This window comes from Haemophilus haemolyticus M19501 (genome assembly GCF_000222025.1).
GTDB lineage: Bacteria > Pseudomonadota > Gammaproteobacteria > Enterobacterales > Pasteurellaceae > Haemophilus > Haemophilus haemolyticus_G.
This window is the reverse complement of record NZ_AFQO01000008.1, coordinates 1-24,599: the sequence shown is the minus strand read 5'-3', so window position 1 is coordinate 24,599 and position 24,599 is coordinate 1. Positions and strand designations below refer to the sequence as shown.

The following is a 24,599-nucleotide window of genomic DNA, read 5'->3' as shown; positions in this document are numbered from 1 at the left end:
GTTACTAAATTTCTTATAGAAAAAAACCCCAAAACTGGGGTTCTTTTACTGAACTTATTATTGGTTGCGGGGGCTGGATTTGAACCAACGACCTTCGGGTTATGAGCCCGACGAGCTACCAAGCTGCTCCACCCCGCGTCCGAAACATGAGGTGCATTATAGTGGTAAAAAATTTAAAAATGCAAGAAGTTTTACTAAGTTCCTTAAAAAACTTTACTAAAAACTTACCGCACTTTTCATCATCACTAGAATCGAATACCAGAGCCAATCCCTAGTCCTAATCCAACGCCGTTACTTCCGCCACCAGTGCTGACGCCACCACCTACAGTACAAGCAGCTAATATGCTTGATAATACAATAATAAAAAGTGTTTTCTTCATCATTTTTACTTTATTAATAAAATTTCAAATAATCGATAAACGGCAATTAAGTCTGTCTTTGCAATAGGTTTAAAAGGTAACAAAAGATAGTAAATCCAGCGAAAACGCTGCAAATACATAATCATATTATGCCAATTTTGTACCTCACAATGTGCTTTATAATACAATGCTACTTTTTGAATAAAATCATCTGAAATATCTTCTTCTCGACATAAACTATCAAAGAAAAATAGCATATCTCGAACGATTAACCAATTTTGATTTTGACTACTTGAACGAGATTCAAAATCAAGAAAAGTAACTTTTCCCTTATCCCAAGTAATATCTCGAATAGCAGGACGACCATGCACCAGATTTTTAGTATGTAAATCAATCAAAGCGAGACAAGCGTCATAAATAATCGAAAATTTTTGCTGATCATCTATCTTCTTATCACATAGCCATTGTGATACAGTGGCTCCCGCATCTTCCAAAACAAAAAAATCCTCATCATGATAAGAGACTATTGGAACAGGTGCATTTTTTTCAGCAAGATTTAACAAAGTTTGTAGTTCATTTTTAAAAGATTGCTTCGGATACGGTTTCAATAATAACCAAATCCCTTTCAATTTTTCAGGTTGCTTCAACCAAAATTTCTTGCCTTCATATTGAAAAGGATAAATTCTTTCATCACGATGTGCTATAACTAATTGGTTAACATATTCTTTAAATTCAGGGCTCATTACTACATCACTCCATTGCTATTTGTGGTATATTTATCCACTATTTTTATTTTGCTTTTAACTTAACTAAAAATTAAATATGAAAAAAATTAAATTATTATTTCTTACGTTAACGTCTATTTTAACTTTAACGGTATCCCCTAATATATCGGCTTCACCTTTTTCAATAACTGAATATCAAATTAATCAATATCTACAAGAGAAAGGAGCTATTGCAGATAAATTTGGCTTACCCGGATTATTTTTTCTTGATTATCAAATAAGAAATTTGAGTACGAAAATTGGGCAAACTAATGATAAACGTGTAGAAATGAGCGGTACTTTAGAGGGTTTATTTCAATTTGGCAATAAAAAACTGCCTGGAAAATTAAATCTGACCTTCGATACAATTCCTTATTATAATCCTGAAGAAGGCGCGGTTTATTTAAAGAAAATGCGTATTTTACGTTGGTCAGGAGAACCACAGCAATATATGCAACAAATGCAAGCAATCATGCCTTTTTTAAATGAGAATGTCGCTAAATTACTGGAACATATTCCGGTTTATACATTAGATAAAAACAATATGCGTGATGTGCTTATAAAAAAATTTGCTAAAGAAATCCGTATAGAAAAAGGACAACTATCCTTAGAGACCAGCATGTTCCAATGATATTCATATGATGTAATTGAACGTTGCTTGTTGATAGAAGGATAAAAAGGGCGATGAAAATCTAAGAAAAATTTTCACCGCCCTTTTGTATGAATTAATAAAGAAAAATTAAAATGCAGAGGTATCTTGGAATAGCCCAACTTTTAAATCTGTTGCTGTATAAATAACGCGGCCATCAACTTCAACTTCACCATCAGCCATTCCCATAACCAGTTTACGATTAATAACTCGTTTCATATGGATTCGGTAAACTACTTTTTTAGCTGTTGGCAAAATTTGCCCTGTAAATTTTACTTCACCAACGCCTAATGCTCTGCCTTTTCCTTTGCCACCAATCCAGCCTAAATAAAACCCAACAAGCTGCCACATAGCATCTAATCCTAAACAACCAGGCATCACTGGATCGCCAATGAAATGACAACCAAAAAATGGCAATTCAGGCTTAATATCAAGTTCGGCTTCAATATACCCTTTACTAAAAGCACCTGTTTCCTCATTCATTTCAATAATGCGATCCATCATCAGCATAGTTGGAGCAGGTAATTGAGGCCCTTCTTTGCCGAATAATTCGCCGCGACCTGATGCGAGCAAATCATCATAAGAATAGCTACTTTTTTTATTAGGTGTACAAGTGTTTTGCATTTTAGGTTCCTTTATATATGATAAATTCAGTTTAAAACTGATATAAAACATTCTAAAGAGAACATAGCAAAGTGTAAATAGCTAACACTTGTTCGCAAAACTTGTCGGAGCAGTCACTTTGATAGATTATAGAAGAAATAAAAGCGAACAAATGTTCGCTTTTTATCTATTAAGGACGGAAGAAATTCCAAAAACCTTTCCTTTCTGAATCAGCTCTCCCCTCAATTCGACGTTGAATGAGACGAGATAAAGGCTCAGTTTTTTCTGTATAATCTTTGTTTTCATCTAGCAAATCACGATTAAATAATAATTCGCAAGCTTGATAAATATCTTCTACAGGATAAATAAAAAATTCACCATTTTTTACCGCACTTTTCACTTCATCAGACAAACTCAGTTGCTGAATAGTCGTCATTGGGATGATGACACCTTGTTTTCCAGTTAAACCACGACGTTGGCAAATAGTAAAAAAGCCTTCAATCTTATCATTTACCCCACCAACAGAATGAACAAGTCCAAATTGATCAATCGATCCTGTAATTGCGATATGTTGAGGCAAAGGCAAATCGGCTAAAGCACTTGCTAACACACAAAAAATTGCCAAAGATGCACTATCACCATCAATTTCTCCATAAGACTGTTCAAACACTAATGAGGCAGAAAATGGCAATTGCGATGGCAAATCTAATATATTGGAAAGACAAGCTTGCGCAATCATCATGCCTTTACCGTGAATATTTCCAGCGAGTTCATTTTTTCTTTCAACGTCGATCACTTCCCCATCGCCGAATTGTACAATACAACTAATACGCGAAGGTTCGCCGAAACATACGGGCGTACCAGGATATTCAATTACTGAAAGACCATTAATTTGCCCAACAATTTCTCCTTGAGTTTCGACATAAACTTGCTCATTTAAAATATCGGCATAAGTTTGTTCTTTTAGGAAACCATATTGTGCCAATTTTTGCTGAAAAACATCCTCAAAATCCTCCGCACTTAATGCAGTTTTTTCAGCAAAAGTTGAAGCATCCTGTAATATTTCTTTTAATTTGAGAGGTGATGCGTTAATTAAAAAGCGATCTTCACTTTCACGCACCAATAATTGATAGAGTTTATTTAACGCCGAAAAATCTAGCGCAATATTTTGCTCTTGAGCTATTTGTTGTACATAACCCGCCCAAGTTTTTTGTTCCTCAACTTCAGCCACAGAAACATAACTTTCAATTTCAGCATAATCGGCGAAAGAATAAAGGTTTTCTTCTAACTCAGCCAAAGTGGCTAATTCGGTACGATTACCAAGTACAATCACTTTTAAGTTCAGCGCATAGCTTGGTATATCACAAGGTAAATTTTTAAATGGATGGGCTGAATACCAATCAAAAGTTTGGGTTTGCAGAATTTGTTTTAATCGCCCCCATAAATCAAATTGAGATAACAATGTTGCCGCACTTAAAATCAAAACACCGCCATTAGCTTTATGCACTAATCCTGGCACTAATTGAATATCTTGTGAACTTGGATGAATCCGAAAACTGCCGAAAAGCTGGAATTGATCGCAATACAATGCGCTTAACGCCTCACCTTGACTGGCAAAATTATCATCTAAAGATTTTACTGGCTCGGTATAAACATGAGGAAAAGAAAAAGAGTCGCCTTGCTCTATCACATAATTCACACCGAAAATTGATCGCTCTTTGTGATGGTTTTTCGATATAAAATTTTGTAATAATTCCGCATATTCAACCGGTTCACCTACTTTCATCATCAATAAGGAACGCGTTGGATGGCGTAAAAATAAATCGATAGCCTGTGTGGCATTCGGTTGTAATGCCCAAAAATCCACTGGTTCTAAAGGAAAATCTTGAATTGCCAAATCAGGTTGTAATGCCTGCCAATTTAAAGATTGCTCAATAGCTTGTTGTTGAGAAAATAATGAACTCACGGCTGGTCTCTTTCTAGAAAAATTGACCACATTATCGCATATTTAATGGCCTTGTGAAAATCCACTAGAAAATCAGCATAAAAACACGTATATTAATGCAGTTACCACGTCACTCAATGATAAAAAATGAAATATCAAAAACTCGAAAATCAAGAAGCAAATTGGAAATGGATTTACCTAATTCGTAAACATCGCGAAGGGGAAAATATCACGCGTTATGAAGAACGAAGTTTACAAGAAGCTAAAGCCCAAGAATTATTAGAATCCCAAAATTATCCGGAAAAAATTGAAGAATGGATTAAGAATCATCTTTCTCCAGCCTTACCGATTAAGCTCGATCAGGCCATTCGTGCACGCCGTAAACGCTTTTTTAATGGTGAAAAACAACATACCAAGAAAAAATCCATTGATTTAGAATATGCGGTTTGGCTACGTCTTTCTAAATATTCTAGAAAAATGAAAATGACACTTTCGGAAACAATTACGTATATGATTGACGAAAGAGAAAGCAAAGCGCAATTTGAAAACCAAATGGCAGCAATGAAAACCAGTTTAAAGAATTTATTAAAATAAAAAAGACAAGCTGCAATTCTTGTCTTTTTGAGTTAGGACTAATAGAGAAAAATTTAGAGCATTCGCATTACTCTTGATTATCCACAAGTGGAATTATTTTCGTGGCATGAGATCCTTTGTCTCCGTGGATAACTTCAAACTGCACCTTTTGACCTGCTTTTAATGAACGATAACCGTCCATTTCAATCACTGAATAATGTGCAAAAATATCAGCATCCACGCCTTCTGCGGAAATGAAACCAAATCCTTTTGCATTATTGAACCATTTCACAACACCAATTTCCATAAAAGACCTCTCTAGGCTTCGCCTACTAAAACAATAAATCAATAAGACTCTCGCCTTATCACCTCGTATGGACGTTATATTCAAATATTTTGATCGGTTATGCAATGAGCAATATTCAAAAATGATAAGTAGATCACAAAAAATTTAATTTTCTGGAGTTTTTTTATCATTTTTATGAATTTCTCGTAGTGCTTTCGCCACTATTTGAATCGCTTCTCCACTACTAATCCCTTTTGCCATAAGTTCTTGAATTTGTTCAACTGCTTTTTGCTGCTGTTCGTGTGTTAAGTTAATATCAAACATTTTCCCACCCAAATTGATTCATTAATTGATGCCATTGTTCATCTAAACCTGCTGTAATTGTTATTTGCTCTTTCGTTATTGGATGAATAAAAGACAAACTATTAGAATGTAAAAATAACCGAGAACAGCCAAGATGCAAGGTTAACGCACGATTTTGATGCAAATCACCATATTGCGTATCACCTAAAATTGGGTGAAAAATATGTTTCATATGGCGACGTAATTGGTGTTTTCTGCCTGTATGAGGGATTAATTTAACCAAAGAATAACGCGCCGTTTGATAACGCCCAGCAGGATAAGGCATTTCGACTATTTTTAATCCTTCATAATCAGTAATGGCTTCTTGAGACTCTTTATCTTCTTGAGAAAATTTATCTGCGATTTTATCCAATTGAATTTTTAGTGGATAATCTATCCGCTCTTTTCCCTGTAGATACCCTCGCACTACAGCCAAATAAGATTTCTGAACGCACTTTTGTTCAAACTGTTCACACATTAGGTTCGCAATTTCACTGCTCAATGCAAATAACAACACGCCAGATGTCGGTCGATCTAAACGATGAATAGGAAATACATGTTGGCCAATTTGATCTCGCAAAGTTTGCATCACAAATTGAGTTTCGTGAGGATCTAACCAACTACGATGAACCAACATGCCTGCAGGCTTATTCACCGCAACGAGAAACTCATCTTGATATAAAATTTCTAACATTCTTTCTTGTTCAGAAGTTCTTCTAAAGCAACTAAAGGAGTTAATAATTGTTGTAACTCATTAAATTCCTTCATTGCTTCTTCAATATAAGGAGAAATAGCAATTTTATTTGGCAAGGTTGAACCACTTTCTAACAATGCCTGCATACGTGGAATAAATACCCACTGTAGCCACTCTTCGGCAGACATCGTATCAATTGAAAAAGGTTCTTCACTTAAAAACGCCTCTGCAGCAGGGGGCATCGTTTGCCATAAATTAAGCTGCTGCATGGTAATTTGAAGCTGTTCAAGATGCTGTTTAGTTTGATTACGCATATTTTATGTCCTAATTAATGAATTTTTTTGCAAATACACGCACATTTGAGAAACCATTTTCTTTCAAATATAAGGCTTGTAATTTACTCATTACACCACGTTCACAATACAACACGTAATTTTTACTTTGATCAAGGCTACCAAATTGAGAGGAAAGTTTGTAGAACGGCATTTGAATGACTTCATGTGTATCTGATTCAAATGGATTTTCATCCGTTTCTTCTGGGCTACGAATATCCAAAATCACTTCATTTTCACCCAATACAGAAATTGCCTCTACTTCCACGACTTCTTTTTCTGTTTCTTCTGCGATCTGGCGAATATCTAAATATTTCGCATTTTGTACCGCACTTTCAAGAATCTCAAAATTAAAATGCCCTTCTTCTTCTAGAATCTTTTCTCGAACAGCTTTGATCGTAGGATTTTTTGAAATCACGCCACAAAATTCCGGCATAGATTTTGCAATATCGTCAGTACCAATTTCTTTCGCCATTGCGATAATTTGTTCTTTATCATGGGTAATTAACGGACGTAATACTAAGGCATCACCAGCTTCATCAATCAAGCGTAAATTGGTTAAAGTTTGGCTAGAAACTTGCCCTAATGCCTCCCCTGTCACAATCGCTTCAATATTGAAACGTTGAGCGACTTTACTTGCGGCACGCACCATCATCCGTTTTAATACAACGCCCATTTGGCCGTTATCGACGTTCTCTAAAATCTCACCGACAACCCCTTCAAAGTTAATCGCAATAAAGCGTACTTTATGTGAAGCGCTATAGCGTTGCCAAATATGATAAGCCATTTGTTTAACGCCAATTTCATGGGCTGCGCCGCCAAGATTAAAGAAACAATAATGAACTCGGGAACCACGACGAATCAACATATAACTCGATACGCCTGAATCAAATCCCCCAGAAATCAAAGAAAGCACATCCTCTTGCGTCCCAATCGGATAACCGCCAATACCAGCGTGACGTGCTTTAACTAACATCATTTTGTCATCTTCAATATCAATACGAACAGTCACATCTGGATTTTTCAACCGCACTTTTGCGCTTTCAATATGTTGATTTAATCCACCACCGATATAACGTTCTGCTTCAATCGAACTAAATTTATGTTTCCCCTTACGTTTTACTCGAACACAAAAAGTTTTGCCTTGAAGTTGTTGCGAGACATCAGCAAGCGTCAATTCAAAAATATGATGTAAATCGGTAAACGGTTTTTCTTCAACTTCTAAAAAATGATGAATACCAGGAATACGTTGTAACAAAGCAATTAATTCTTCACGATTTTCTTCATTTTTTGACCGCACTTCAATGTAATCCCAGTGACGTACAACTGCAGTTTCTTCATCATATTTCTGTAAAATATTGCGAATATTAGAGGTTAAAATTTTTGCGAAACGTTTACGAACAGTTTCGCTCTTAATCATAATTTCAGGAAAAAGTTTAACGATAAATTTCATATAAATAGCTTAGGTATTTCTTGGGTATTTAAAGTGGCGAGTATTTTACGCAAAGATAGTGAAAAGTCCACTGGTCCTAGCTTGAAATAATTTTTTAACAACTCAAGTAAAATACAGTACAATGACAAGCAATTTTTACCGTGAAAAAAGGATAATTCCATGGCGCGTAAACCCGCATCTTCACAAGATTTTGAGACAACGTTAGCGCAGTTAGAAAATATTGTTACACATTTAGAAAATGGCGATCTACCATTAGAAGAAGCGTTAAAAGAATTTGAACAAGGTGTGCAATTGGCTAAATTAGGACAAGAACGTTTACAACAAGCAGAACAACGTATTCAGATCTTATTGCAAAAAACAGAAGATGCCCCACTGAATGATTATGAAGGGAATGCTTAATGGGTAACTTTTCTGAAGAATTACAACAGGTTCAAACTCGTATTAACCACTTTTTAGAAGCTCAATTTGAGGGAATTGAAAGTCATAATGCGCCTTTGCTTGAGGCGATGAAATACGCATTATTACTTGGTGGTAAACGGGTTAGGCCTTTTTTAGTTTACGCAACAGGTCAAATGCTTGGCGCAGAGAAACAAACCTTAGATTACGCCGCTGCCGCTATTGAAGCCATTCATGCCTATTCCTTAATTCACGATGATTTACCCGCAATGGATGATGACAGTCTACGTCGTGGGCACCCTACTTGCCATATCCAATTTGATGAAGCTACGGCTATTCTTGCGGGCGATGCGCTGCAAAGTTTCGCTTTTGAAATATTAACTAAAACGCCAAATATTTCTTCTGAACAAAAACTGGCTTTAGTTCAAATTTTAGCGCAAGGCGCGGGTGTACAAGGAATGTGCTTAGGGCAAAGTTTAGATCTTATCTCTGAGCATAAACAAATTAGTTTAAGCGAATTAGAATTAATCCATCGTAACAAAACGGGCGCATTGCTGATTGCTGCATTAAAATTAGGTTTTATTTGTTCTCCGCATTTTACCGACAAAACTTTAGAACAATCCTTAACACAATATGCGGAAGCCATTGGCTTAGCCTTTCAAGTTCAAGATGATATTTTAGATATTGAAGGTGATAGTGCAGAAATTGGCAAACAAGTCGGTGCGGATCTTGATTTAGATAAAAGTACGTATCCCAAATTACTTGGGTTAAGTGGCGCAAAACAAAAAGCACAAGATTTATATCAAAGTGCTTTGTCTGAATTAGAAAAGATTCCTTTTGATACAACCGCACTTCGTGCATTAGCTGAATTCATTATTACTAGAAAAAGTTAATACCGACCGCATCAATGCTCACAAAGTGCGGTCAAAAATTATAACGTTTTTAAAATGACTAACAATATGAACAATTACCCCTTATTATCTTTGATTAATTCACCAGAAGATTTGCGTCTTTTAAATAAAGATCAGCTACCCCAACTCTGCCAAGAATTACGCGGTTATCTTTTAGAATCTGTTAGTCAAACTAGCGGGCATTTAGCATCAGGTTTAGGCACTGTAGAGCTAACCGTTGCACTTCATTACGTGTATAAAACACCATTTGATCAGTTAATTTGGGATGTTGGGCATCAAGCTTATCCACATAAAATTTTAACGGGTCGTCGAGATCAAATGTCCACTATTCGCCAAAAAGACGGTATTCATCCTTTCCCTTGGCGTGAAGAAAGTGAATTTGACGTATTAAGCGTTGGCCACTCATCTACTTCTATTAGTGCTGGATTGGGTATTGCTGTCGCCGCAGAACGAGAAAATGCAGGTAGAAAAACGGTATGCGTAATCGGTGATGGCGCAATTACTGCTGGAATGGCTTTTGAAGCGCTGAATCACGCAGGTTCTGTTCACACTGATATGTTGGTTATTTTAAATGACAATGAAATGTCTATTTCAGAAAATGTTGGCGCATTGAATAATCACCTTGCTCGTATTTTCTCTGGTTCTATCTACTCCACATTACGAGATGGAAGTAAAAAAATTCTCGATAAAGTTCCACCTGTAAAAAACTTTATGAAAAAAACCGAAGAACACATGAAAGGGGTGATGTTCTCACCAGAAAGTACATTATTTGAAGAACTCGGTTTTAATTATATTGGCCCGGTAGATGGACATAACATTGACGAATTAGTGGCAACACTTACGAATATGCGTAATCTGAAAGGCCCACAATTCTTACATATAAAAACGAAAAAAGGTAAAGGATACGCGCCCGCAGAAAAAGATCCTATTGGTTTCCACGGCGTACCAAAATTTGATCCAATCAGTGGTGAATTGCCTAAACACAATACTAAGCCAACTTATTCGAAAATTTTCGGTGATTGGTTATGCGAAATGGCAGAAAAAGATTCAAAAATTATTGGTATCACACCAGCAATGCGTGAAGGCTCTGGCATGGTGGAGTTTTCTCAACGTTTTCCAGAACAATATTTTGATGTAGCGATTGCAGAGCAACACGCCGTCACGTTTGCTACTGGACTTGCTATTGGCGGATATAAACCCCGTAGTTGCGATTTACTCGACATTTCTACAACGTGCTTACGATCAATTAATTCACGATGTTGCCATTCAAAATACTGCCTGTATTATTTTGCGATTGATCGAGCGGGTATCGTAGGTGCTGATGGCCCAACACACCAAGGGGCATTTGATCTCAGTTTTATGCGTTGTATTCCAAATATGATCATCATGACACCAAGTGATGAAAATGAATGCCGTCAAATGCTCTATACAGGTTATCAATGCGGGAAACCAGCGGCAGTGCGTTATCCTCGCGGAAATGCCATTGGTGTTGAACTAACACCTTTAGAAATGCTTCCTATCGGTAAATCACGTTTAATTCGAGAAGGTCAAAAAATTGCGATTTTAAACTTTGGTACCCTGTTACCATCCGCTTTAGAGCCAGCAGAAAAACTCAATGCAACGGTTGTCGATATGCGTTTTGTGAAACCGATTGATATTGAAATGATTGATGTGCTTGCTCAAAGTCATGATTATTTAGTCACATTAGAAGAAAATGCAATTCAAGGTGGAGCGGGATCTGCTGTTGCAGAAGTACTAAATTCATCAGGAAAATCAACCGCACTTTTACAACTTGGCTTGCCAGATTATTTTATTCCACAAGCGACACAGCAAGAAGCATTGGCAGATTTAAGATTGGATACAAAAGGCATTGAAGAAAAAATTCTCAACTTTATTGCAAAACAAGGTAATTTATAAAAATAAACGCGATGATAACTTCATCGCGTTTTTTCTTAATCAACAATTCTTAAATGGGAAACTGATTTTGTTTTCTTTTTTTCTTCTTGTTTTCTAGGGCTATCTACAGCCTTATAAAAACTAGTTGGTTGTTCAGTATCTGGCTCAGAATTAAGTTCATCGTAAACCTCTTCTGGCTCAAACATCACGCCATCACCATTTTCACGAGCATAGATCGCAAGCGCTGCGCCCATTGGAATATACAATTCACGAGAAACACCTTTAAAGCGAGCATTAAACTGGATGAAATCATTTGTCAGTTGTAAATTGCCCGTAGCATTAGCAGACAAGTTCAATATAATCTGCCCATCTTTCACATATTCGACAGGAACATTCACACCTAAGTAAGTCGCATCAACAACTAAATAAGGCGTAAAACTGTTATCTACTAGCCAATCATAATAAGCGCGTAATAAATAAGGGCGCTTAGGGGAAGCTTTGTATTCCATTATTTATCATCCATTAAATTTTTTGGTGCAGCCTCACCTACAGACTGCAAGAATGAATCTCGACTAAATACACGATCCATATATCCCTTAATCGGTTTACTACCTGGACCTGTAAATTCCACGCCTAAATGTTTTAATTTCCATAACAATGGCGCAACATAACAATCCACTAAGCCAAACTCTTCATTCATGAAATAAGGTGTTTGCTGGAAAACTGGTGTAATCGCTAAAAGTTCTTCTTTTAATTGTTTGAGCGCTTCAGCTTTTTCACTTTCTGTACCATTTTCTGCTTTCTTGAGAGTTGGATACCAATCTTGTTCAATTCGTAACATTAAAAGACGATCTTCTGCTCGAGAAATTGGATACACTTGCATTAATGGTGGATGCGGAAAACGCTCGTCAAGATATTCCATAATAATTCGTGAACTAAACAAAACAAGATCACGATCAACTAACGTTGGCACCGTAGCATACGGATTTAATTCCATTAAATCTTCTGGTAATGCTTGCAAATCAACTTCTTCGTTCTCATAAAGTACACCTTTTTCAGCTAAAACAATTTTTACCTGATGACAGTAAATATCATCTTTATTTGAAAAAAGGGTCATTACTGAACGTTTACTTGATGCGCTGGACATTTATTCCTCCGAAGATCCAAAAATATTCTATATTTTATAAGGGGTGTGTATTCTATCACAAAGCATAGGTCATTTGCCAAACAATTCTTTTTTATTGTTTTATAATCAATAAGTTAGATAACAAAAAAGCAGAGATTTCTCTCTGCTTTTCTTTTTCGAAACGAAAATAAAAATTAACGTTTTGAGTATTGTGGACGACGACGTGCTTTGTGTAAACCCACTTTTTTACGTTCAACGCGACGTGCGTCACGAGTAACGAAACCAGCTGCACGAAGTGCTGGGCGTAATGTTTCATCGTATTCCATCAATGCACGAGTGATACCGTGACGGATTGCACCCGCTTGACCAGAAATACCACCACCTTTAACAGTGATGTATAGGTCTAATTTATCAGTTAACTCAACCAATTCTAATGGCTGACGTACTACCATGCGCGCAGTTTCACGGCCGAAGTAAACGTCTAATTCACGTTGGTTGATAGTGATTTTACCACTGCCCGGTTTGATAAATACACGAGCTGAAGAGCTTTTGCGGCGACCTGTGCCGTAGTTTTGATTCTCTGCCATTTTCTAAACCTCGTGATTAAATATCTAATACTTGTGGTTGTTGTGCAGCGTGTTGGTGTTCAGCACCCGCGTACACTTTTAATTTACGGAACATTGCACGGCCTAATGGACCTTTTGGCAACATACCTTTAACCGCAATTTCAATCACTGCTTCAGGACGGCGAGCGATCATTTCTTTGAAAGTCGCTTGTTTAATACCACCTACATAGCCAGTGTGCCAGTAGTAAAGTTTATCTGTTTCTTTACGACCAGTTACTGCCACTTTTTCTGCGTTGATAACGATGATGTAATCACCAGTATCTACGTGTGGAGTGTACTCAGCCTTGTGTTTACCACGAAGACGACGTGCTAATTCAGTCGCTAAACGACCTAAAGTTTTACCTGTCGCATCTACTACGTACCAGTCGCGTTTAACCGTTTCTGGTTTTGCTACAAAAGTTTTCATTAATTAATTACCAAAAATTAGTTTGATACCCAGTGTTCTTATGAACACAACCATTGATCTTAATCGCCACCCCTTCGAGTGAGATCTCGATAAAATAATGTACGATGGGAATTCGCACATTTACAGGGTCGGTGTATTATACATATTTATTTCATGAATGCTAATTTTTTATGCAATATTTTAGTATTTTTGCTGAAACCTATTTACATTAACTAAATTAATGTTTTTAATGAATTTATTAAAATTGACTCATACATAAAGTTATTTTATTGTTAACTCAAATATCATCATACTAGCTATAGGAATTTTTATGAGCTACGCTAAAGAAATTGACACGCTTAATCAGCACATCGCTGACTTCAATAAAAAAATTAATGTTTCTTTTGAATTTTTCCCACCCAAAAATGAAAAAATGGAAACGCTTTTGTGGGATTCTATTCATCGTTTAAAAGTGTTAAAACCCAAATTTGTTTCTGTTACTTACGGCGCAAATTCTGGCGAGCGTGACCGCACTCATGGTATTGTAAAAGCAATCAAACAAGAAACTGGCTTAGAGGCTGCTCCGCATTTAACTGGTATTGATGCCACACCTGAAGAATTAAAACAAATTGCTAAAGATTACTGGGACAGTGGTATTCGTCGCATCGTTGCGTTACGCGGTGACGAACCAAAAGGATATGCTAAAAAACCATTTTATGCGTCAGATCTTGTGGAATTACTCCGTTCTGTCGCTGATTTTGATATTTCTGTAGCAGCTTATCCAGAAGTTCATCCCGAAGCAAAATCAGCACAAGCAGACTTGATTAATTTAAAACGTAAAATTGATGCAGGTGCAAACCATGTTATCACTCAATTTTTCTTTGATATTGAAAGCTACCTACGTTTCCGTGATCGTTGTGCATCAATTGGTATTGATACAGAAATCGTGCCGGGCATTTTACCTGTAACTAACTTTAAGCAATTACAAAAAATGGCCTCTTTCACTAATGTGAAAATTCCGGCATGGCTTGTTAATGCTTATGAAGGATTAGACGATGATCAAACTACTCGTAATCTTGTAGCAGCAAGTGTTGCAATGGATATGGTGAAAATTTTATCTCGCGAAGGCGTGAATGACTTCCATTTCTATACACTAAATCGTAGTGAACTAACTTATGCAATTTGTCATATGTTAGGTGTAAGACCAGAATAACTTAAAGATAAGATATTTTTCTTCCATAAAATAAGGGCGTTATTTACGCCCTTATTTAAATATAAAAAACTTTAACCGCACTTTATTATTTGACTAACTCTGTTTGCATATACATTAATCGATCAATATCCGTCAAATAATGTCCCAATTCTTGCTCTTCTGGTTTATGCAAATAAGGAATTTTCCCTAAAAGCGGCGCATCAATATGCTCAACAAGCAAATCAACAATTTCTGCATAGTGGCTTAATAATGGATTAACTCGGTTAGCTATCCAGCCCAATAACGGCACGCCTAGCTGTTGAATCGCTTGCACAGTTAATAATGCGTGATTCACACAACCATCTTTAATACCAACCACAAGAACCACAGGCATTTTTCGTTGTGCAACCCAATCAGCAAAACTTTTTCCTTCCGCCATTGGAGTCATTAAACCAAACGAGCCCTCAACCACAACAGACTGATAATTTTGATTTAATCGAGTTAAATCATGATTAATTTTATCTAACTTAATACGCGTCCTATCTTGTGTCAGCATCGGTGCGCTATGGCTAAAGGTATAACTATTAATATCCTTGTAGGACACATTTTCTTTAGTTGAATCCATTAATGTTAATACATCTGAATTTGATAAATTATCATAATCTGATGTATTTTCTTCTTGCATCGCTGGATAAATACTTTCCTCACCGCAACAAGCAATGGGTTTATAGCCAACCACTTGCACACCCTGCTTTTGCAAGGCTTGAATAATCGCACGGGTTGCTGTGGTTTTTCCCACATTTGTATCTGTCCCCGCAACAAAAAAGCTACTCATTTTTATCTCCTTTAAAAAGTGCGGTGGATTTTAAAAGAATTTTTCCTTTAAAAATTTGAGATAACGCAAATTTTCTCTTTTTCGTATCAAAAATAAACAATTTATTTGATCTCACTCAAGCTATTAAATAAACCATCATCTTGTTTTGGTATTTGCAAATAAAATCCTTGTTGTTTAATTTTTTCCAATACCTCATTACTATCTACATTATGTAGCGGTTTGCTCCCAAGTAAATTAAACATCATGACTAATTCTGGTTTTCCAAAGTGGCTCAGTAACACTTCTGGCACTTGAGAAAAATCCTCTCTTTTTGCGATATACAGATAGCTTCCCGGTTTCTTTTTACTTTTATAAATTGCACATAACATATTTTGTTTTCCTAAATAAAAAATCCCTATTAAATTTCTTTAACAGGGATTTTACCATTTATTAAATTGCTTAAAGCATTATTTTGCAGCTTCTTTTACGGCATCAGCTGCTTGAGTTGCTTTTTCAGAAACGGCTTCTTTAACTTCAGTCATTTTAGAAGTCGCAGCGTCTTTCATCGCATCCATTTTTGATGATGCAGCATCTTTCATTGCATCAATTTTAGAGGTTGCAGCATCTTTCATTTCGCTAACTTTAGCTGCAGCAGCATCTTTTACTTGTTCAACTTGAGCCATTGCTGCATCTTTAACTTCAGCAGTTTTCTCTACTGCAGTGTTTTTCACTTCAGTTGAAGCTTGTTTAGCCGCATCTTTAACATCAGCAACAGCATTAGTTGCTGCGTCTTTTGCTTCAGAAACCATTGATGTTGCCGCTTGTTTAGCTGCGTCAACTTTTTGTGCAGCTTCTTCTTTATCGAAACAACCAGTTACCGCTAAAGCTGAACCTAAAACTAATGCTAGTGTTAATTTTTTCATAATTTTCTCCATAGAATAAATCTTGATTACGGCAAAGCCCTATTGCTTTGATGTGGCGTAGTTTACGGAAGTTTTATTAAAAGAAAATAGCTAATACAAAAATTTACATTTCTGATAAATAAATAAGTGTAAAAAAGAGCATTAACACATTGATATTAAATATATTTTAAAAAAGTTCCATAGAAAAATTTTATTTTTTGTAAAGAAATGTATATGAATATATGTTTTAGATTTAATCAATCTTATGAATTTCTTTAGATGCTTGATGCATCAATATTTCTGATTTATTACCATCCCATAATAATTGAGCAATGGTTGCAGGATAAAATGGTATTGGATTTCGTTTTCCATACAGTTCAGCAACGATTTCTCCAACTAAAGGTAAATGAGAAATAATCAATACAGATTTAACCCCATCATGTTTCAGCACTTCTAAATAATCAATGACTGAATGCGCATGGCCATAAGGAGTTATACCCTCCCAAGTTTCAAGTTTATTTTCTAATTCAAAATCAAACGCTTGATTAACTTGATGAAAGGTTTCTTGAGCTCTGACATAAGGACTCACTAAAATACGGTCTAGTGAATTAATTACTAGCGTACTTAAATGCTGTTTTAACCATTCTCCTTGAAAAAAAGCTTGCTTAATACCATAGGCAGTTAAGCGACGAGCTTTATCACTATTAGCCATTACTTCAGCCTCGCCATGACGCATAATAAAAATATTCATTTGCTTTCCTAAGTATTTGATAAAAATAAACCGCACTAAATAAAGTGCGGTTAAAAAATTAATGAGATTTAACTGCTTCTGCAATTTCTTCTGCACATTGTTGTGCAAGTGTAGCGTCTTGGCATTCCACCATAACTCGAATAAGTGGTTCCGTACCCGATTTACGCAATAAAATACGACCTTTGCCTTCTAAACGTTTTTTAACGTCTGCGGCAACAGATTTTACAGCGTCACTTTCAAGTGGATTATCCCCACCCGCAAAACGTACATTGATTAACACTTGTGGGAATAATTTAACCGCACTCGCTAATTCATTTAATGATAATTTATGCTGTGCCATCGCCGCCAATACAGCCAATGACGCAACAATGCCGTCACCCGTTGTATTCTTATCCGCAATGATAATATGTCCAGAATTCTCACCACCAAGCGTCCAATCGTTTTCAACCATTTTTTCCAATACATAACGGTCGCCCACATTTGCACGTAAGAAAGGAACGCCAAGCATTTTCAACGCAATCTCTAAGCTCATATTACTCATTAATGTGCCAACGACACCGCCTTTTAATTGGCCTGAGCGCAATGCTTCACGTGCAATAATAAAGAGAATTTGGTCGCCATCAACTTTATTTCCTAAATGATCGACCATCATAATGCGGTCACCATCGCCATCATAAGCTAAGCCAACGTCAGCTTTCATTTCAACTACTTTCGCTTGCAATGCTGTCACATCCGTTGCGCCACATTTTTCATTAATGTTCAAACCATTTGGATCTGTACCAATTTCAATGACTTCCGCACCAAGCTCTCTCAACACGTTAGGCGCAATATGATAGGTCGCACCATTTGCACAATCTACCACGATCTTATAACCTTCTAGGCCTAAGTGAGCTGGGAATGTGCCTTTACAAAACTCAATGTAGCGTCCGGCTGCATCATTAATACGACTTGCTTTACCTAATTCTGCAGATTCCACACAATCCATCGGTTGCTCTAACATCGCTTCAATGGCTTCTTCAATTTCATCAGGTAATTTAGTCCCTTTTGCTGAAAAGAATTTAATGCCATTATCATAATAAGGATTATGAGAGGCCGAGATCACAATACCCGCTTCAGCACGGAAAGTTCTGGTTAAATAAGCAATAGCGGGTGTAGGCATAGGGCCGGTAAATGCAGCAGATAACCCCGCAGCAGCCAAACCTGCTTCAAGGGCTGATTCCAACATATATCCAGAAATGCGAGTATCTTTACCGATTAAAACCATTTTAGAACCTTGAGAAGCTAATACTTTTCCTGCAGCCCAACCTAATTTTAATGCGAAATCTGGTGTAATTGGATAAGTACCCACTTTTCCACGCACACCATCTGTTCCAAAATATTTACGATTTACCATAACACAATTCCTTTAATTTTTTATCGTTATAAAATCATCAGGCATTTTCTGTTGCCTGCCAAACTTTGAGCATATCTGATGTTGCAGCAACATCATGTACGCGTAAAATTTTTGCACCTTTTTGCGCTGCAATAAGCGTGCCTGCCGCACTGCCTATCACTCTCTGATCGACGGGTTTATCAAGCACCGCACCAATCATTGATTTGCGAGATAATCCCGCTAACACAGGATATCCACTATGACAAAATTCATTCAGATTTTGTAATAATTGATAATTATGCTGTACAGACTTACCAAAACAAAATCCCATGTCCCAAATTAAGTTTTCTTTTTTAACACCAGCAGAAAGACATTCATTAGTACGTTTCTGTAAAAAAGCGAATACATCTTGTACGACATTCTCATAATGAGGATTTGCCTGCATCGTTCTAGGTTGCCCTTGCATATGCATGATACAAACAGGTAAAGCTAGTTTTACTGCGGTTTCTAACGCATTTGGCTCTTGCAAAGCACGAATATCATTAATCAAATCCATTCCAACACTTGCTGCTTCACGCATCACAACTGCTTTTGAAGAATCGACAGAAATCCAGCAATCAAAACGGCTTCGCACCGCCTCCACTACTGGCACAACACGATGCAATTCTTCTTGTTCAGAGACTTCATCCGCATCATTATAAAGGAATGACGGACGCGTAGATTCACCACCAATATCAATAATTGTCGCTCCTTCTTCCAACATTTTTTCAACTTGAAAAAGCGCTTTATCCAAGCTAAAAAACTGTCCTCTATCAGAAAAAGAATCAGGCGTAAAATTAAGGATTCCCATAATCTTAGGAACGCTTAAATCAAGACATTTATTATTCGCGTAAAGTTTCATAAAGTGCGGTTAGTTTTTAGAGTGATTTTGGTGGGCAATTATAGCGAAATACATCCAAGAAAAAAATCATTAGGAAAAAATAAAGCCTTTCCGAAGAAAGGCTTTGATAAGTTAAACATTAAAATCGTCGGTATTTTCTACCGCACTTTCAGGCTTTGTATCATTCGTTGTTGAATTTGCATAAGCAGCCTGTTGAGTTTTCGGCTCTTCCCAACCTGATGGCGGTGTGACGGGTTCGCGATTCATCAATTGTTTGATTTGTTCTTCTTCAATGGTTTCATATTTGACTAATGCATCTTTCATCGCATGAAGAATATCCATATTATCAGTCAAAATCTGTCTTGCTCTCGCATAGTTACGATTTACAATTGCACGCACTTCTTCATCAATTGCATGAGCAGTTTCATCCGACATATGTTTTGCTTTCGCCATTGAACGACCTAAGAAAACCTCGCCCTCATCTTCCGTATAAAGAATCGGACCTAATTTGTCAGAGAATCCCCATTGCGTCACCATATTACGCGCGATATTAGTCGCTACTTTAATATCATTTGATGCACCCGTTGAGATATTTTCTTCACCGTAAATCAAATCTTCTGCTAAACGCCCTGCATACAAGGTAGAAAGCTTACTTTCTAATTGTTTTTGGCTAATGCTAATTTGATCACCTTCAGGTAAGAAGAATGTCACACCCAACGCGCGACCACGAGGAATAATAGTCACTTTGTGTACAGGATCATGCTCAGGAACTAAATACCCCACAATGGCGTGACCTGCTTCGTGATAAGCGGTTGATTCCTTTTGCTTATCCGTCATAATCATTGTGCGACGCTCTGGCCCCATATTGATTTTGTCTTTTGCTTTTTCGAACTCAAGCATGGTGACCATGCGTTTATTCACTCGAGCAGCAAATAAAGCAGCCTCATTCACTAAGTTTGCTAAATCTGCACCAGAATAGCCCGGCGTACCACGCGCTAATGTCATTGCATCAACATCTTGCGCAACAGGCACTTTACGCATATGCACTTTTAAGATTTGCTCACGACCTTTCACATCTGGCAGACCAACAACCACTTGTCGGTCAAAACGGCCTGGACGAGTTAAAGCTGGGTCAAGCACATCTGGGCGGTTAGTTGCTGCAATAACAATTACGCCGTCATTACCACTAAATCCATCCATTTCAACTAGCATTTGGTTTAAGGTTTGTTCACGTTCATCATGTCCACCACCTAAGCCCGCACCACGTTGGCGACCCACTGCATCGATTTCATCAATGAAGATTAAGCAGGGTGCATTTTTCTTAGCCTGTTCAAACATATCACGTACACGTGATGCACCAACACCCACAAACATTTCTACGAAATCAGAACCAGAAATAGTGAAGAATGGAACTTTTGCCTCCCCTGCAATCGCACGAGCAAGTAAGGTTTTACCAGTACCTGGAGGACCAACCATCAGAATACCTTTTGGAATTTTACCACCCAAGTTTTGGAATTTATTAGGATCACGCAAGAAATCAACGATTTCGCCCACTTCTTCTTTTGCTTCATCGCAACCAGCAACATCTGCAAAAGTCACCTTAATCTGATCTTGATTCAGAATTTTGGCGCGGCTTTTACCAAAGCTCATTGCTTTGCCGCCACCACCTTGCATTTGACGCATAAAGAATACCCATACGCCAACAAGGAATAACATTGGGAACCAAGAAATTAAAATTTGGGACAAGAAACCACGTTTTTCAAATGGCGTGCCTTCCACTTTGACTTTTTTGCTTAACAAATCATCAAGCAATTTTTTGTCTTCAAGTGGCGGCATTACGGTTGAATATTTAGAACCATCCGTTTTCGTTACCGTAATTTCATTGGCATCAAAACGCGCTTCCGTCACTTGACCATTGCTTACATCGTAAACAAAGGTTGTATAATCAGTAGAATTATCTACCGAAGAGGAATTAAAACTTTGGTATGCTGTCATCATAATGACCGCTACTACCACCCAAAGCACCAGATTTTTGACCATATCGTTCAAAGTCTAACCTACCTTTCCTAAGTTAAAAAATTTTTTACAAGATACTACACATCATTAGCGATGAAAAGCTATCAAAGCAATTAGCCTTTATAGCCTGTCGCCACAATATATACTTCACGAGAACGTCCGCGTGATGCTTCAGGCTTACGCACTTTCACCACATTAAATAAAAGAACGAATTTCTCTTAAATATTCATCAAAGCCTTCACCTTGGAAAACTTTAACAACAAAAGCTTCCTTTGGTTGTCCAAGACCTGTTTACACATATCTAAAGCAAGCTCGACCAAATACATTGCGCGTGGAATATCCACTGATGGCATTCCACTAAAATTTGGTGCCATATCAGACATCACAACATCAACTTTATCTTCGCCTACGCGCGCTAATAAAGCATTCAAAACATTTTCATCACGGAAATCGCCTTGCAGAAAATCAACACCGACAATGGGATCCATTTCTAAAATATCACAAGCAATCACTCGACCTTTACCACCGATTTGCCCCACCACATATTGTGACCAGCCGCCAGGTGTAGCGCCAAGATCGACCACTGTCATTCCTTGTTTAAATAATTTATCCGTTTGCTGAATTTCATCAATCTTAAAATAAGCGCGTGAACGTAACTTTTGCTTATGCGCTTTTTGCACAAATTGATCACTAAAATGTTCATTTAGCCAGCGAGAAGAACTCGCTGAACGTTTTTTCTTTCCCATAATCTTCTATTTTTGGTAGTAGTTTTGCTTATATTTGGTTACAATCTGCCGAATTCAAGCCAAGGCAGATTGAAATCAGTGAAAAACATTGAGAAAATCAACCGCTCTTTTTAATTAGGAATCCTTATGACAACCTTATCAACCAAACAAAAACAATTTTTAAAAGGTCTTGCGCACCATCTTAACCCAGTCGTTATGCTTGGTGGAAATGGCTTAACCGAAGGCGTACTTGCTGAAATTGAAAATGCACTTAATCATCACGAACTCATTAAAGTAAAAGTTGCTGGTGCCGATCGCGAAACCAAACAACTTATTATCGATGCGATTGTGCGTGAAACTAAAGCAGCACAAGTACAAACTATCGGGCATATTTTGGTGCTTTATCGCCCAAGCGAAGAAGCAAAAATTCAGCTTCCACGCAAATAACAACAAAAGTGCGGTTATTTTCAACCGCACTTTTTTTATTTAAATATAATTCACTTCAATAATATCAAACTCAACGACACCGCCTGGCGTTGTAATATTAACGGTATCATCTAATTCTTTACCAATTAAACCTCGCGCAATTGGAGAATTAACCGAAATCAAACCAGATTTAATGTCAGCTTCATCATCGCCCACAATGCGATAAGTAACTTCTTCGTCTGTATCAGTATTTACAAGCACAACTGTTGCACCAAAAATAACTTTACCATTATTTGGCATTTTGGTTACATCAATAACTTGAGCATTACCAAGTTTACCTTCAATCTCTTGAATACGGCCTTCACAAAAACCTTGTTGCTCACGAGCAGCATGATATTCTGCATTTTCTTTTAAATCACCGTGCTCGCGGGCCTCTGCTATCGCTTTAATAATTTCAGGACGACGTACATTTTTTAAGAAATCCAATTCTTCACGTAATTGTTCTGCGCCACGCACAGTCATTGGAATTTGTTGCATTGTTTTTCCTTTTACTAAATAAAACAAAAACCACGGCAAAATCCTAAAATCTTGCCGCAGTATTATTAAAAATAAACTTGAAATGAGAAAATGATTTACTCAATTTCATTCGGGGCTTATTATTGTTCGTCTAAAAAAAAATAGCAACCATAACAAACCTAATATGAAAAAATTATCTTCAATTTCCACCGCACTTGGATCCTTTTTACTTTCAGTAAGTTTTAGCCTGCCAACTTTCGCCAATATTAATGTTTCAGATTTAACACAAAAATTGCCTGAAGGTTCCAGCGTAGGTTTTATCGCCAAAAATATAAATCAAAACCAAATTATTGCGGATTATAATGGCTCAACCTTTATGCTTCCTGCGAGCACACAAAAAGTTTTTACAGCTGTTGCCGCTAAACTTGCATTAGGTGATCAATTCCAATTTGAGACCGCTCTTTTGAGTAATGGAAAAATTCAAAATGGGAATTTAGAGGGTCACTTAATCGTGCGTTTCACAGGCGATCCTGATCTTACCAGTGGCCAGCTTTATACCTTACTTGCAGAATTAAAAAAACAAGGCATCAAAAAAATTAATGGCGATTTAGTATTAGATACCTCTGTTTTTTCTAGTCACGACCGAGGATTAGGTTGGATTTGGAACGATCTGACCATGTGTTTCAACTCTCCGCCATCCGCTGCGAATATTGATAACAACTGTTTTTATGCGGAACTAGATGCGAATCAAAATCCCGGCGAAACAGTAAAAATCAATGTGCCTGCACAATTTCCAATTCAAGTGTTCGGACAAGTTTATGTAGCGGATAGCAATGAAGCACCTTATTGTCAGCTCGATGTCGTTGTACACGACAATAATCGCTATCAAGTAAAAGGATGTTTAGCCCGTCAATCTAAACCTTTTGGCTTAAGCTTTGCCGTGCAAGATACGGATGCTTATGCTGCCGCGATTATTCAACGTCAATTAAGACAATTAGGTATTGAGTTTAATGGCAAAGTCATGCTGCCCCAAAAACCACAACAAGGTCAGCTATTAGCGAAACATTTATCAAAACCATTGCCTGACTTATTGAAAAAAATGATGAAAAAATCGGATAACCAAATTGCCGATTCATTATTCCGAGCAGTGGCATTCAATTACTATAAACGCCCAGCATCCTTTCAATTAGGCACATTAGCGGTTAAATCCATATTACAAAAACAGGGAATTCGTTTTGGTAATAGTATTTTAGCCGATGGTTCAGGTCTATCTCGCCATAATCTTGTAGCACCTAAAACGATGCTATCCGTTTTAGAATACATCGCCAAAAACGAAGATAAATTACATTTAATGGAAGCTTTCCCCATCGCAGGTGTAGATGGCACGATCAGTGGGCGAGGTGGATTAATTAGCCCGCCATTAGTAAAAAATGTTATTGCTAAAACTGGCTCTTTGAAAGGGGTTTATAACCTCGCTGGGTTTATGACAAACGCTCGAGGGGAAAAAGTGGCCTTTGTTCAATTTATTAATGGCTACTCAACAGGCGATTTGGAAAGCAAAACCAAACGAGCCCCATTAGTACAATTTGAGAGTGGCTTATATAATGAAATCTATAAATACTAATAAAGCCTTCTAAAAAAACACCACGACCACTCTACTACTAC

Annotated in this window: 29 protein-coding genes, 1 tRNA gene and 1 pseudogene; 8 read left to right on the top strand and 23 right to left on the bottom strand. The window is 37.2% G+C overall.

The features are described 5' to 3' along the window. Nucleotides 1-61: 61 nt before the first annotated feature. The 3 genes from GG9_RS0108725 to GG9_RS03870 form a co-directional block, all read right to left on the bottom strand. Nucleotides 62-138 (bottom strand) — tRNA-Met (locus tag GG9_RS0108725). Between the two features lie 107 nt (nucleotides 139-245). Beyond that, a complete protein-coding gene (locus GG9_RS03865; protein ID WP_005631621.1) occupies nucleotides 246-383 on the bottom strand; it encodes a hypothetical protein in 138 nt (45 codons plus the stop codon). Nucleotides 384-385: 2 nt separating this feature from the next. After that, a complete protein-coding gene (locus tag GG9_RS03870; RefSeq protein WP_005631619.1) occupies nucleotides 386-1,102 on the bottom strand; it encodes a BUD32 family EKC/KEOPS complex subunit in 717 nt (238 codons plus the stop codon). A gap of 79 nt (nucleotides 1,103-1,181) precedes the next feature. Here GG9_RS03870 and GG9_RS03875 point away from each other — a divergent pair, with 79 nt between their 5' ends. Beyond that, on the top strand, nucleotides 1,182-1,754 hold the full coding sequence (locus tag GG9_RS03875) for a YceB family lipoprotein (protein ID WP_005631617.1): 573 nt from the start codon (nucleotides 1,182-1,184) through the stop codon (nucleotides 1,752-1,754). 108 nt (nucleotides 1,755-1,862) lie between these two features. Here the strand turns inward: GG9_RS03875 and fabA are convergent, their stop codons facing one another. Beyond that, a complete protein-coding gene (gene fabA, locus GG9_RS03880) occupies nucleotides 1,863-2,396 on the bottom strand; it encodes a bifunctional 3-hydroxydecanoyl-ACP dehydratase/trans-2-decenoyl-ACP isomerase (RefSeq protein WP_005631615.1) in 534 nt (177 codons plus the stop codon). A gap of 169 nt (nucleotides 2,397-2,565) precedes the next feature. Continuing rightward, entirely contained in the window at nucleotides 2,566-4,341 is a 1,776-nt protein-coding gene (locus GG9_RS03885; RefSeq protein ID WP_005631613.1) for an AAA family ATPase, read from the bottom strand. Nucleotides 4,342-4,467: 126 nt separating this feature from the next. Between GG9_RS03885 and matP the strand changes: the two genes are divergently transcribed. Beyond that, complete coding sequence (gene matP, locus GG9_RS03890) at nucleotides 4,468-4,914, top strand: macrodomain Ter protein MatP (protein ID WP_005628871.1); 447 nt, start codon at nucleotides 4,468-4,470, stop codon at nucleotides 4,912-4,914. Nucleotides 4,915-4,981: 67 nt separating this feature from the next. Here the strand turns inward: matP and cspD are convergent, their stop codons facing one another. The 5 genes from cspD to thiI all read right to left on the bottom strand — a co-directional run bounded on the left by cspD (nucleotide 4,982) and on the right by thiI (nucleotide 8,000). Then, nucleotides 4,982-5,200: a cold shock domain-containing protein CspD gene (gene cspD, locus GG9_RS03895; RefSeq protein WP_005628872.1), complete on the bottom strand. Its 219-nt coding sequence runs from the start codon at nucleotides 5,198-5,200 to the stop codon at nucleotides 4,982-4,984. A gap of 144 nt (nucleotides 5,201-5,344) precedes the next feature. After that, a complete protein-coding gene (locus tag GG9_RS03900; protein WP_005628875.1) occupies nucleotides 5,345-5,503 on the bottom strand; it encodes a YoaH family protein in 159 nt (52 codons plus the stop codon). After that, entirely contained in the window at nucleotides 5,496-6,215 is a 720-nt protein-coding gene (truC, locus tag GG9_RS03905) for a tRNA pseudouridine(65) synthase TruC (RefSeq protein WP_005631610.1), read from the bottom strand. Before truC ends, GG9_RS03900 begins: the two co-directional genes overlap by 8 nt. Further along, nucleotides 6,209-6,529: a YqcC family protein gene (locus GG9_RS03910; protein ID WP_005631608.1), complete on the bottom strand. Its 321-nt coding sequence runs from the start codon at nucleotides 6,527-6,529 to the stop codon at nucleotides 6,209-6,211. Before GG9_RS03910 ends, truC begins: the two co-directional genes overlap by 7 nt. A gap of 10 nt (nucleotides 6,530-6,539) precedes the next feature. Further along, nucleotides 6,540-8,000, bottom strand: coding sequence for a tRNA uracil 4-sulfurtransferase ThiI (gene thiI / locus GG9_RS03915; RefSeq protein ID WP_005631606.1), 1,461 nt, complete (start codon nucleotides 7,998-8,000; stop codon nucleotides 6,540-6,542). 159 nt (nucleotides 8,001-8,159) lie between these two features. Here thiI and xseB point away from each other — a divergent pair, with 159 nt between their 5' ends. From xseB to dxs, 3 genes are all read left to right on the top strand, one after another. After that, nucleotides 8,160-8,399 (top strand): exodeoxyribonuclease VII small subunit, encoded by a 240-nt coding sequence (xseB, locus tag GG9_RS03920; RefSeq protein ID WP_005628882.1) that lies wholly within the window; start codon nucleotides 8,160-8,162, stop codon nucleotides 8,397-8,399. Then, a complete protein-coding gene (gene ispA, locus GG9_RS03925; RefSeq protein WP_005631604.1) occupies nucleotides 8,399-9,289 on the top strand; it encodes a (2E,6E)-farnesyl diphosphate synthase in 891 nt (296 codons plus the stop codon). Before xseB ends, ispA begins: the two co-directional genes overlap by 1 nt. 66 nt (nucleotides 9,290-9,355) lie before the next feature. After that, a complete protein-coding gene (dxs, locus tag GG9_RS03930; RefSeq protein ID WP_237702620.1) occupies nucleotides 9,356-11,224 on the top strand; it encodes a 1-deoxy-D-xylulose-5-phosphate synthase in 1,869 nt (622 codons plus the stop codon). A gap of 35 nt (nucleotides 11,225-11,259) precedes the next feature. Here the strand turns inward: dxs and GG9_RS03935 are convergent, their stop codons facing one another. The 4 genes from GG9_RS03935 to rplM form a co-directional block, all read right to left on the bottom strand. Next, nucleotides 11,260-11,712, bottom strand: coding sequence for a ClpXP protease specificity-enhancing factor (locus tag GG9_RS03935; protein ID WP_005631599.1), 453 nt, complete (start codon nucleotides 11,710-11,712; stop codon nucleotides 11,260-11,262). Next, complete coding sequence (gene sspA / locus GG9_RS03940; RefSeq protein ID WP_005631597.1) at nucleotides 11,712-12,350, bottom strand: stringent starvation protein SspA; 639 nt, start codon at nucleotides 12,348-12,350, stop codon at nucleotides 11,712-11,714. The genes GG9_RS03935 and sspA overlap by 1 nt, the downstream gene beginning before the upstream one ends. A 173-nt stretch (nucleotides 12,351-12,523) precedes the next feature. Beyond that, on the bottom strand, nucleotides 12,524-12,916 hold the full coding sequence (rpsI, locus tag GG9_RS03945; RefSeq protein WP_005631594.1) for a 30S ribosomal protein S9: 393 nt from the start codon (nucleotides 12,914-12,916) through the stop codon (nucleotides 12,524-12,526). Nucleotides 12,917-12,932: 16 nt separating this feature from the next. Next, nucleotides 12,933-13,361, bottom strand: coding sequence for a 50S ribosomal protein L13 (rplM, locus tag GG9_RS03950; RefSeq protein ID WP_005631592.1), 429 nt, complete (start codon nucleotides 13,359-13,361; stop codon nucleotides 12,933-12,935). 310 nt (nucleotides 13,362-13,671) lie between these two features. On the opposite strand from rplM, the gene metF reads away from it, so the two are divergent. Beyond that, complete coding sequence (gene metF, locus GG9_RS03955; protein WP_005631590.1) at nucleotides 13,672-14,553, top strand: methylenetetrahydrofolate reductase; 882 nt, start codon at nucleotides 13,672-13,674, stop codon at nucleotides 14,551-14,553. Nucleotides 14,554-14,638: 85 nt separating this feature from the next. Here metF and bioD read toward each other — a convergent pair whose 3' ends face one another. From bioD to rlmE, 8 genes and pseudogenes are all read right to left on the bottom strand, one after another. Further along, nucleotides 14,639-15,367 (bottom strand): dethiobiotin synthase, encoded by a 729-nt coding sequence (gene bioD, locus GG9_RS03960; protein WP_005631588.1) that lies wholly within the window; start codon nucleotides 15,365-15,367, stop codon nucleotides 14,639-14,641. Nucleotides 15,368-15,468: 101 nt separating this feature from the next. Further along, nucleotides 15,469-15,735 (bottom strand): YcgL domain-containing protein, encoded by a 267-nt coding sequence (locus tag GG9_RS03965; RefSeq protein WP_005631587.1) that lies wholly within the window; start codon nucleotides 15,733-15,735, stop codon nucleotides 15,469-15,471. 78 nt (nucleotides 15,736-15,813) lie between these two features. Then, nucleotides 15,814-16,281 (bottom strand): hypothetical protein, encoded by a 468-nt coding sequence (locus tag GG9_RS03970; protein ID WP_005631585.1) that lies wholly within the window; start codon nucleotides 16,279-16,281, stop codon nucleotides 15,814-15,816. A gap of 220 nt (nucleotides 16,282-16,501) precedes the next feature. After that, entirely contained in the window at nucleotides 16,502-16,999 is a 498-nt protein-coding gene (gene sixA / locus GG9_RS03975) for a phosphohistidine phosphatase SixA (RefSeq protein WP_005631583.1), read from the bottom strand. Nucleotides 17,000-17,057: 58 nt separating this feature from the next. Next, entirely contained in the window at nucleotides 17,058-18,392 is a 1,335-nt protein-coding gene (glmM, locus tag GG9_RS03980) for a phosphoglucosamine mutase (protein ID WP_005631581.1), read from the bottom strand. A gap of 37 nt (nucleotides 18,393-18,429) precedes the next feature. Further along, on the bottom strand, nucleotides 18,430-19,272 hold the full coding sequence (gene folP / locus GG9_RS03985; RefSeq protein ID WP_005631580.1) for a dihydropteroate synthase: 843 nt from the start codon (nucleotides 19,270-19,272) through the stop codon (nucleotides 18,430-18,432). A 111-nt stretch (nucleotides 19,273-19,383) separates the two neighbouring features. Beyond that, entirely contained in the window at nucleotides 19,384-21,291 is a 1,908-nt protein-coding gene (ftsH, locus tag GG9_RS03990) for an ATP-dependent zinc metalloprotease FtsH (protein ID WP_005631577.1), read from the bottom strand. An 89-nt stretch (nucleotides 21,292-21,380) separates the two neighbouring features. Further along, a pseudogene (gene rlmE, locus GG9_RS03995) lies at nucleotides 21,381-22,013 on the bottom strand (23S rRNA (uridine(2552)-2'-O)-methyltransferase RlmE). Between the two features lie 126 nt (nucleotides 22,014-22,139). Between rlmE and yhbY the strand changes: the two are divergent. After that, nucleotides 22,140-22,439 (top strand): ribosome assembly RNA-binding protein YhbY, encoded by a 300-nt coding sequence (yhbY, locus tag GG9_RS04000; protein ID WP_005628915.1) that lies wholly within the window; start codon nucleotides 22,140-22,142, stop codon nucleotides 22,437-22,439. A gap of 39 nt (nucleotides 22,440-22,478) precedes the next feature. Here the strand turns inward: yhbY and greA are convergent, their stop codons facing one another. Then, on the bottom strand, nucleotides 22,479-22,955 hold the full coding sequence (gene greA, locus GG9_RS04005; protein WP_005628917.1) for a transcription elongation factor GreA: 477 nt from the start codon (nucleotides 22,953-22,955) through the stop codon (nucleotides 22,479-22,481). A 163-nt stretch (nucleotides 22,956-23,118) separates the two neighbouring features. Here greA and dacB point away from each other — a divergent pair, with 163 nt between their 5' ends. Then, nucleotides 23,119-24,558, top strand: a complete 1,440-nt coding sequence (gene dacB, locus GG9_RS04010; RefSeq protein ID WP_005631571.1) for a serine-type D-Ala-D-Ala carboxypeptidase — start codon at nucleotides 23,119-23,121, stop codon at nucleotides 24,556-24,558. Nucleotides 24,559-24,599: the final 41 nt, after the last annotated feature.

Bases quoted from the DNA above. Each gene is read 5' to 3' on its own strand.
- xseB (WP_005628882.1), top strand. From the start codon at position 8,160: ATGGCGCGTAAACCCGCATCTTCACAAGATTTTGAGACAACGTTAGCG.
- bioD (WP_005631588.1), bottom strand. From the start codon at position 15,367: ATGAGTAGCTTTTTTGTTGCGGGGACAGATACAAATGTGGGAAAAACC.
- GG9_RS03870 (WP_005631619.1), bottom strand. From the start codon at position 1,102: ATGAGCCCTGAATTTAAAGAATATGTTAACCAATTAGTTATAGCACAT.
- folP (WP_005631580.1), bottom strand. From the start codon at position 19,272: ATGAAACTTTACGCGAATAATAAATGTCTTGATTTAAGCGTTCCTAAG.
- cspD (WP_005628872.1), bottom strand. From the start codon at position 5,200: ATGGAAATTGGTGTTGTGAAATGGTTCAATAATGCAAAAGGATTTGGT.
- rpsI (WP_005631594.1), bottom strand. From the start codon at position 12,916: ATGGCAGAGAATCAAAACTACGGCACAGGTCGCCGCAAAAGCTCTTCA.
- dxs (WP_237702620.1), top strand. From the start codon at position 9,356: ATGAACAATTACCCCTTATTATCTTTGATTAATTCACCAGAAGATTTG.
- truC (WP_005631610.1), bottom strand. From the start codon at position 6,215: ATGTTAGAAATTTTATATCAAGATGAGTTTCTCGTTGCGGTGAATAAG.
- greA (WP_005628917.1), bottom strand. From the start codon at position 22,955: ATGCAACAAATTCCAATGACTGTGCGTGGCGCAGAACAATTACGTGAA.
- thiI (WP_005631606.1), bottom strand. From the start codon at position 8,000: ATGAAATTTATCGTTAAACTTTTTCCTGAAATTATGATTAAGAGCGAA.
- GG9_RS03900 (WP_005628875.1), bottom strand. From the start codon at position 5,503: ATGTTTGATATTAACTTAACACACGAACAGCAGCAAAAAGCAGTTGAA.
- sixA (WP_005631583.1), bottom strand. From the start codon at position 16,999: ATGAATATTTTTATTATGCGTCATGGCGAGGCTGAAGTAATGGCTAAT.
- ftsH (WP_005631577.1), bottom strand. From the start codon at position 21,291: ATGGTCAAAAATCTGGTGCTTTGGGTGGTAGTAGCGGTCATTATGATG.
- matP (WP_005628871.1), top strand. From the start codon at position 4,468: ATGAAATATCAAAAACTCGAAAATCAAGAAGCAAATTGGAAATGGATT.
- GG9_RS03935 (WP_005631599.1), bottom strand. From the start codon at position 11,712: ATGGAATACAAAGCTTCCCCTAAGCGCCCTTATTTATTACGCGCTTAT.
- GG9_RS03965 (WP_005631587.1), bottom strand. From the start codon at position 15,735: ATGTTATGTGCAATTTATAAAAGTAAAAAGAAACCGGGAAGCTATCTG.
- yhbY (WP_005628915.1), top strand. From the start codon at position 22,140: ATGACAACCTTATCAACCAAACAAAAACAATTTTTAAAAGGTCTTGCG.
- glmM (WP_005631581.1), bottom strand. From the start codon at position 18,392: ATGGTAAATCGTAAATATTTTGGAACAGATGGTGTGCGTGGAAAAGTG.
- GG9_RS03875 (WP_005631617.1), top strand. From the start codon at position 1,182: ATGAAAAAAATTAAATTATTATTTCTTACGTTAACGTCTATTTTAACT.
- fabA (WP_005631615.1), bottom strand. From the start codon at position 2,396: ATGCAAAACACTTGTACACCTAATAAAAAAAGTAGCTATTCTTATGAT.
- GG9_RS03970 (WP_005631585.1), bottom strand. From the start codon at position 16,281: ATGGAGAAAATTATGAAAAAATTAACACTAGCATTAGTTTTAGGTTCA.
- dacB (WP_005631571.1), top strand. From the start codon at position 23,119: ATGAAAAAATTATCTTCAATTTCCACCGCACTTGGATCCTTTTTACTT.
- metF (WP_005631590.1), top strand. From the start codon at position 13,672: ATGAGCTACGCTAAAGAAATTGACACGCTTAATCAGCACATCGCTGAC.
- sspA (WP_005631597.1), bottom strand. From the start codon at position 12,350: ATGTCCAGCGCATCAAGTAAACGTTCAGTAATGACCCTTTTTTCAAAT.
- GG9_RS03865 (WP_005631621.1), bottom strand. From the start codon at position 383: ATGATGAAGAAAACACTTTTTATTATTGTATTATCAAGCATATTAGCT.
- rplM (WP_005631592.1), bottom strand. From the start codon at position 13,361: ATGAAAACTTTTGTAGCAAAACCAGAAACGGTTAAACGCGACTGGTAC.
- GG9_RS03910 (WP_005631608.1), bottom strand. From the start codon at position 6,529: ATGCGTAATCAAACTAAACAGCATCTTGAACAGCTTCAAATTACCATG.
- ispA (WP_005631604.1), top strand. From the start codon at position 8,399: ATGGGTAACTTTTCTGAAGAATTACAACAGGTTCAAACTCGTATTAAC.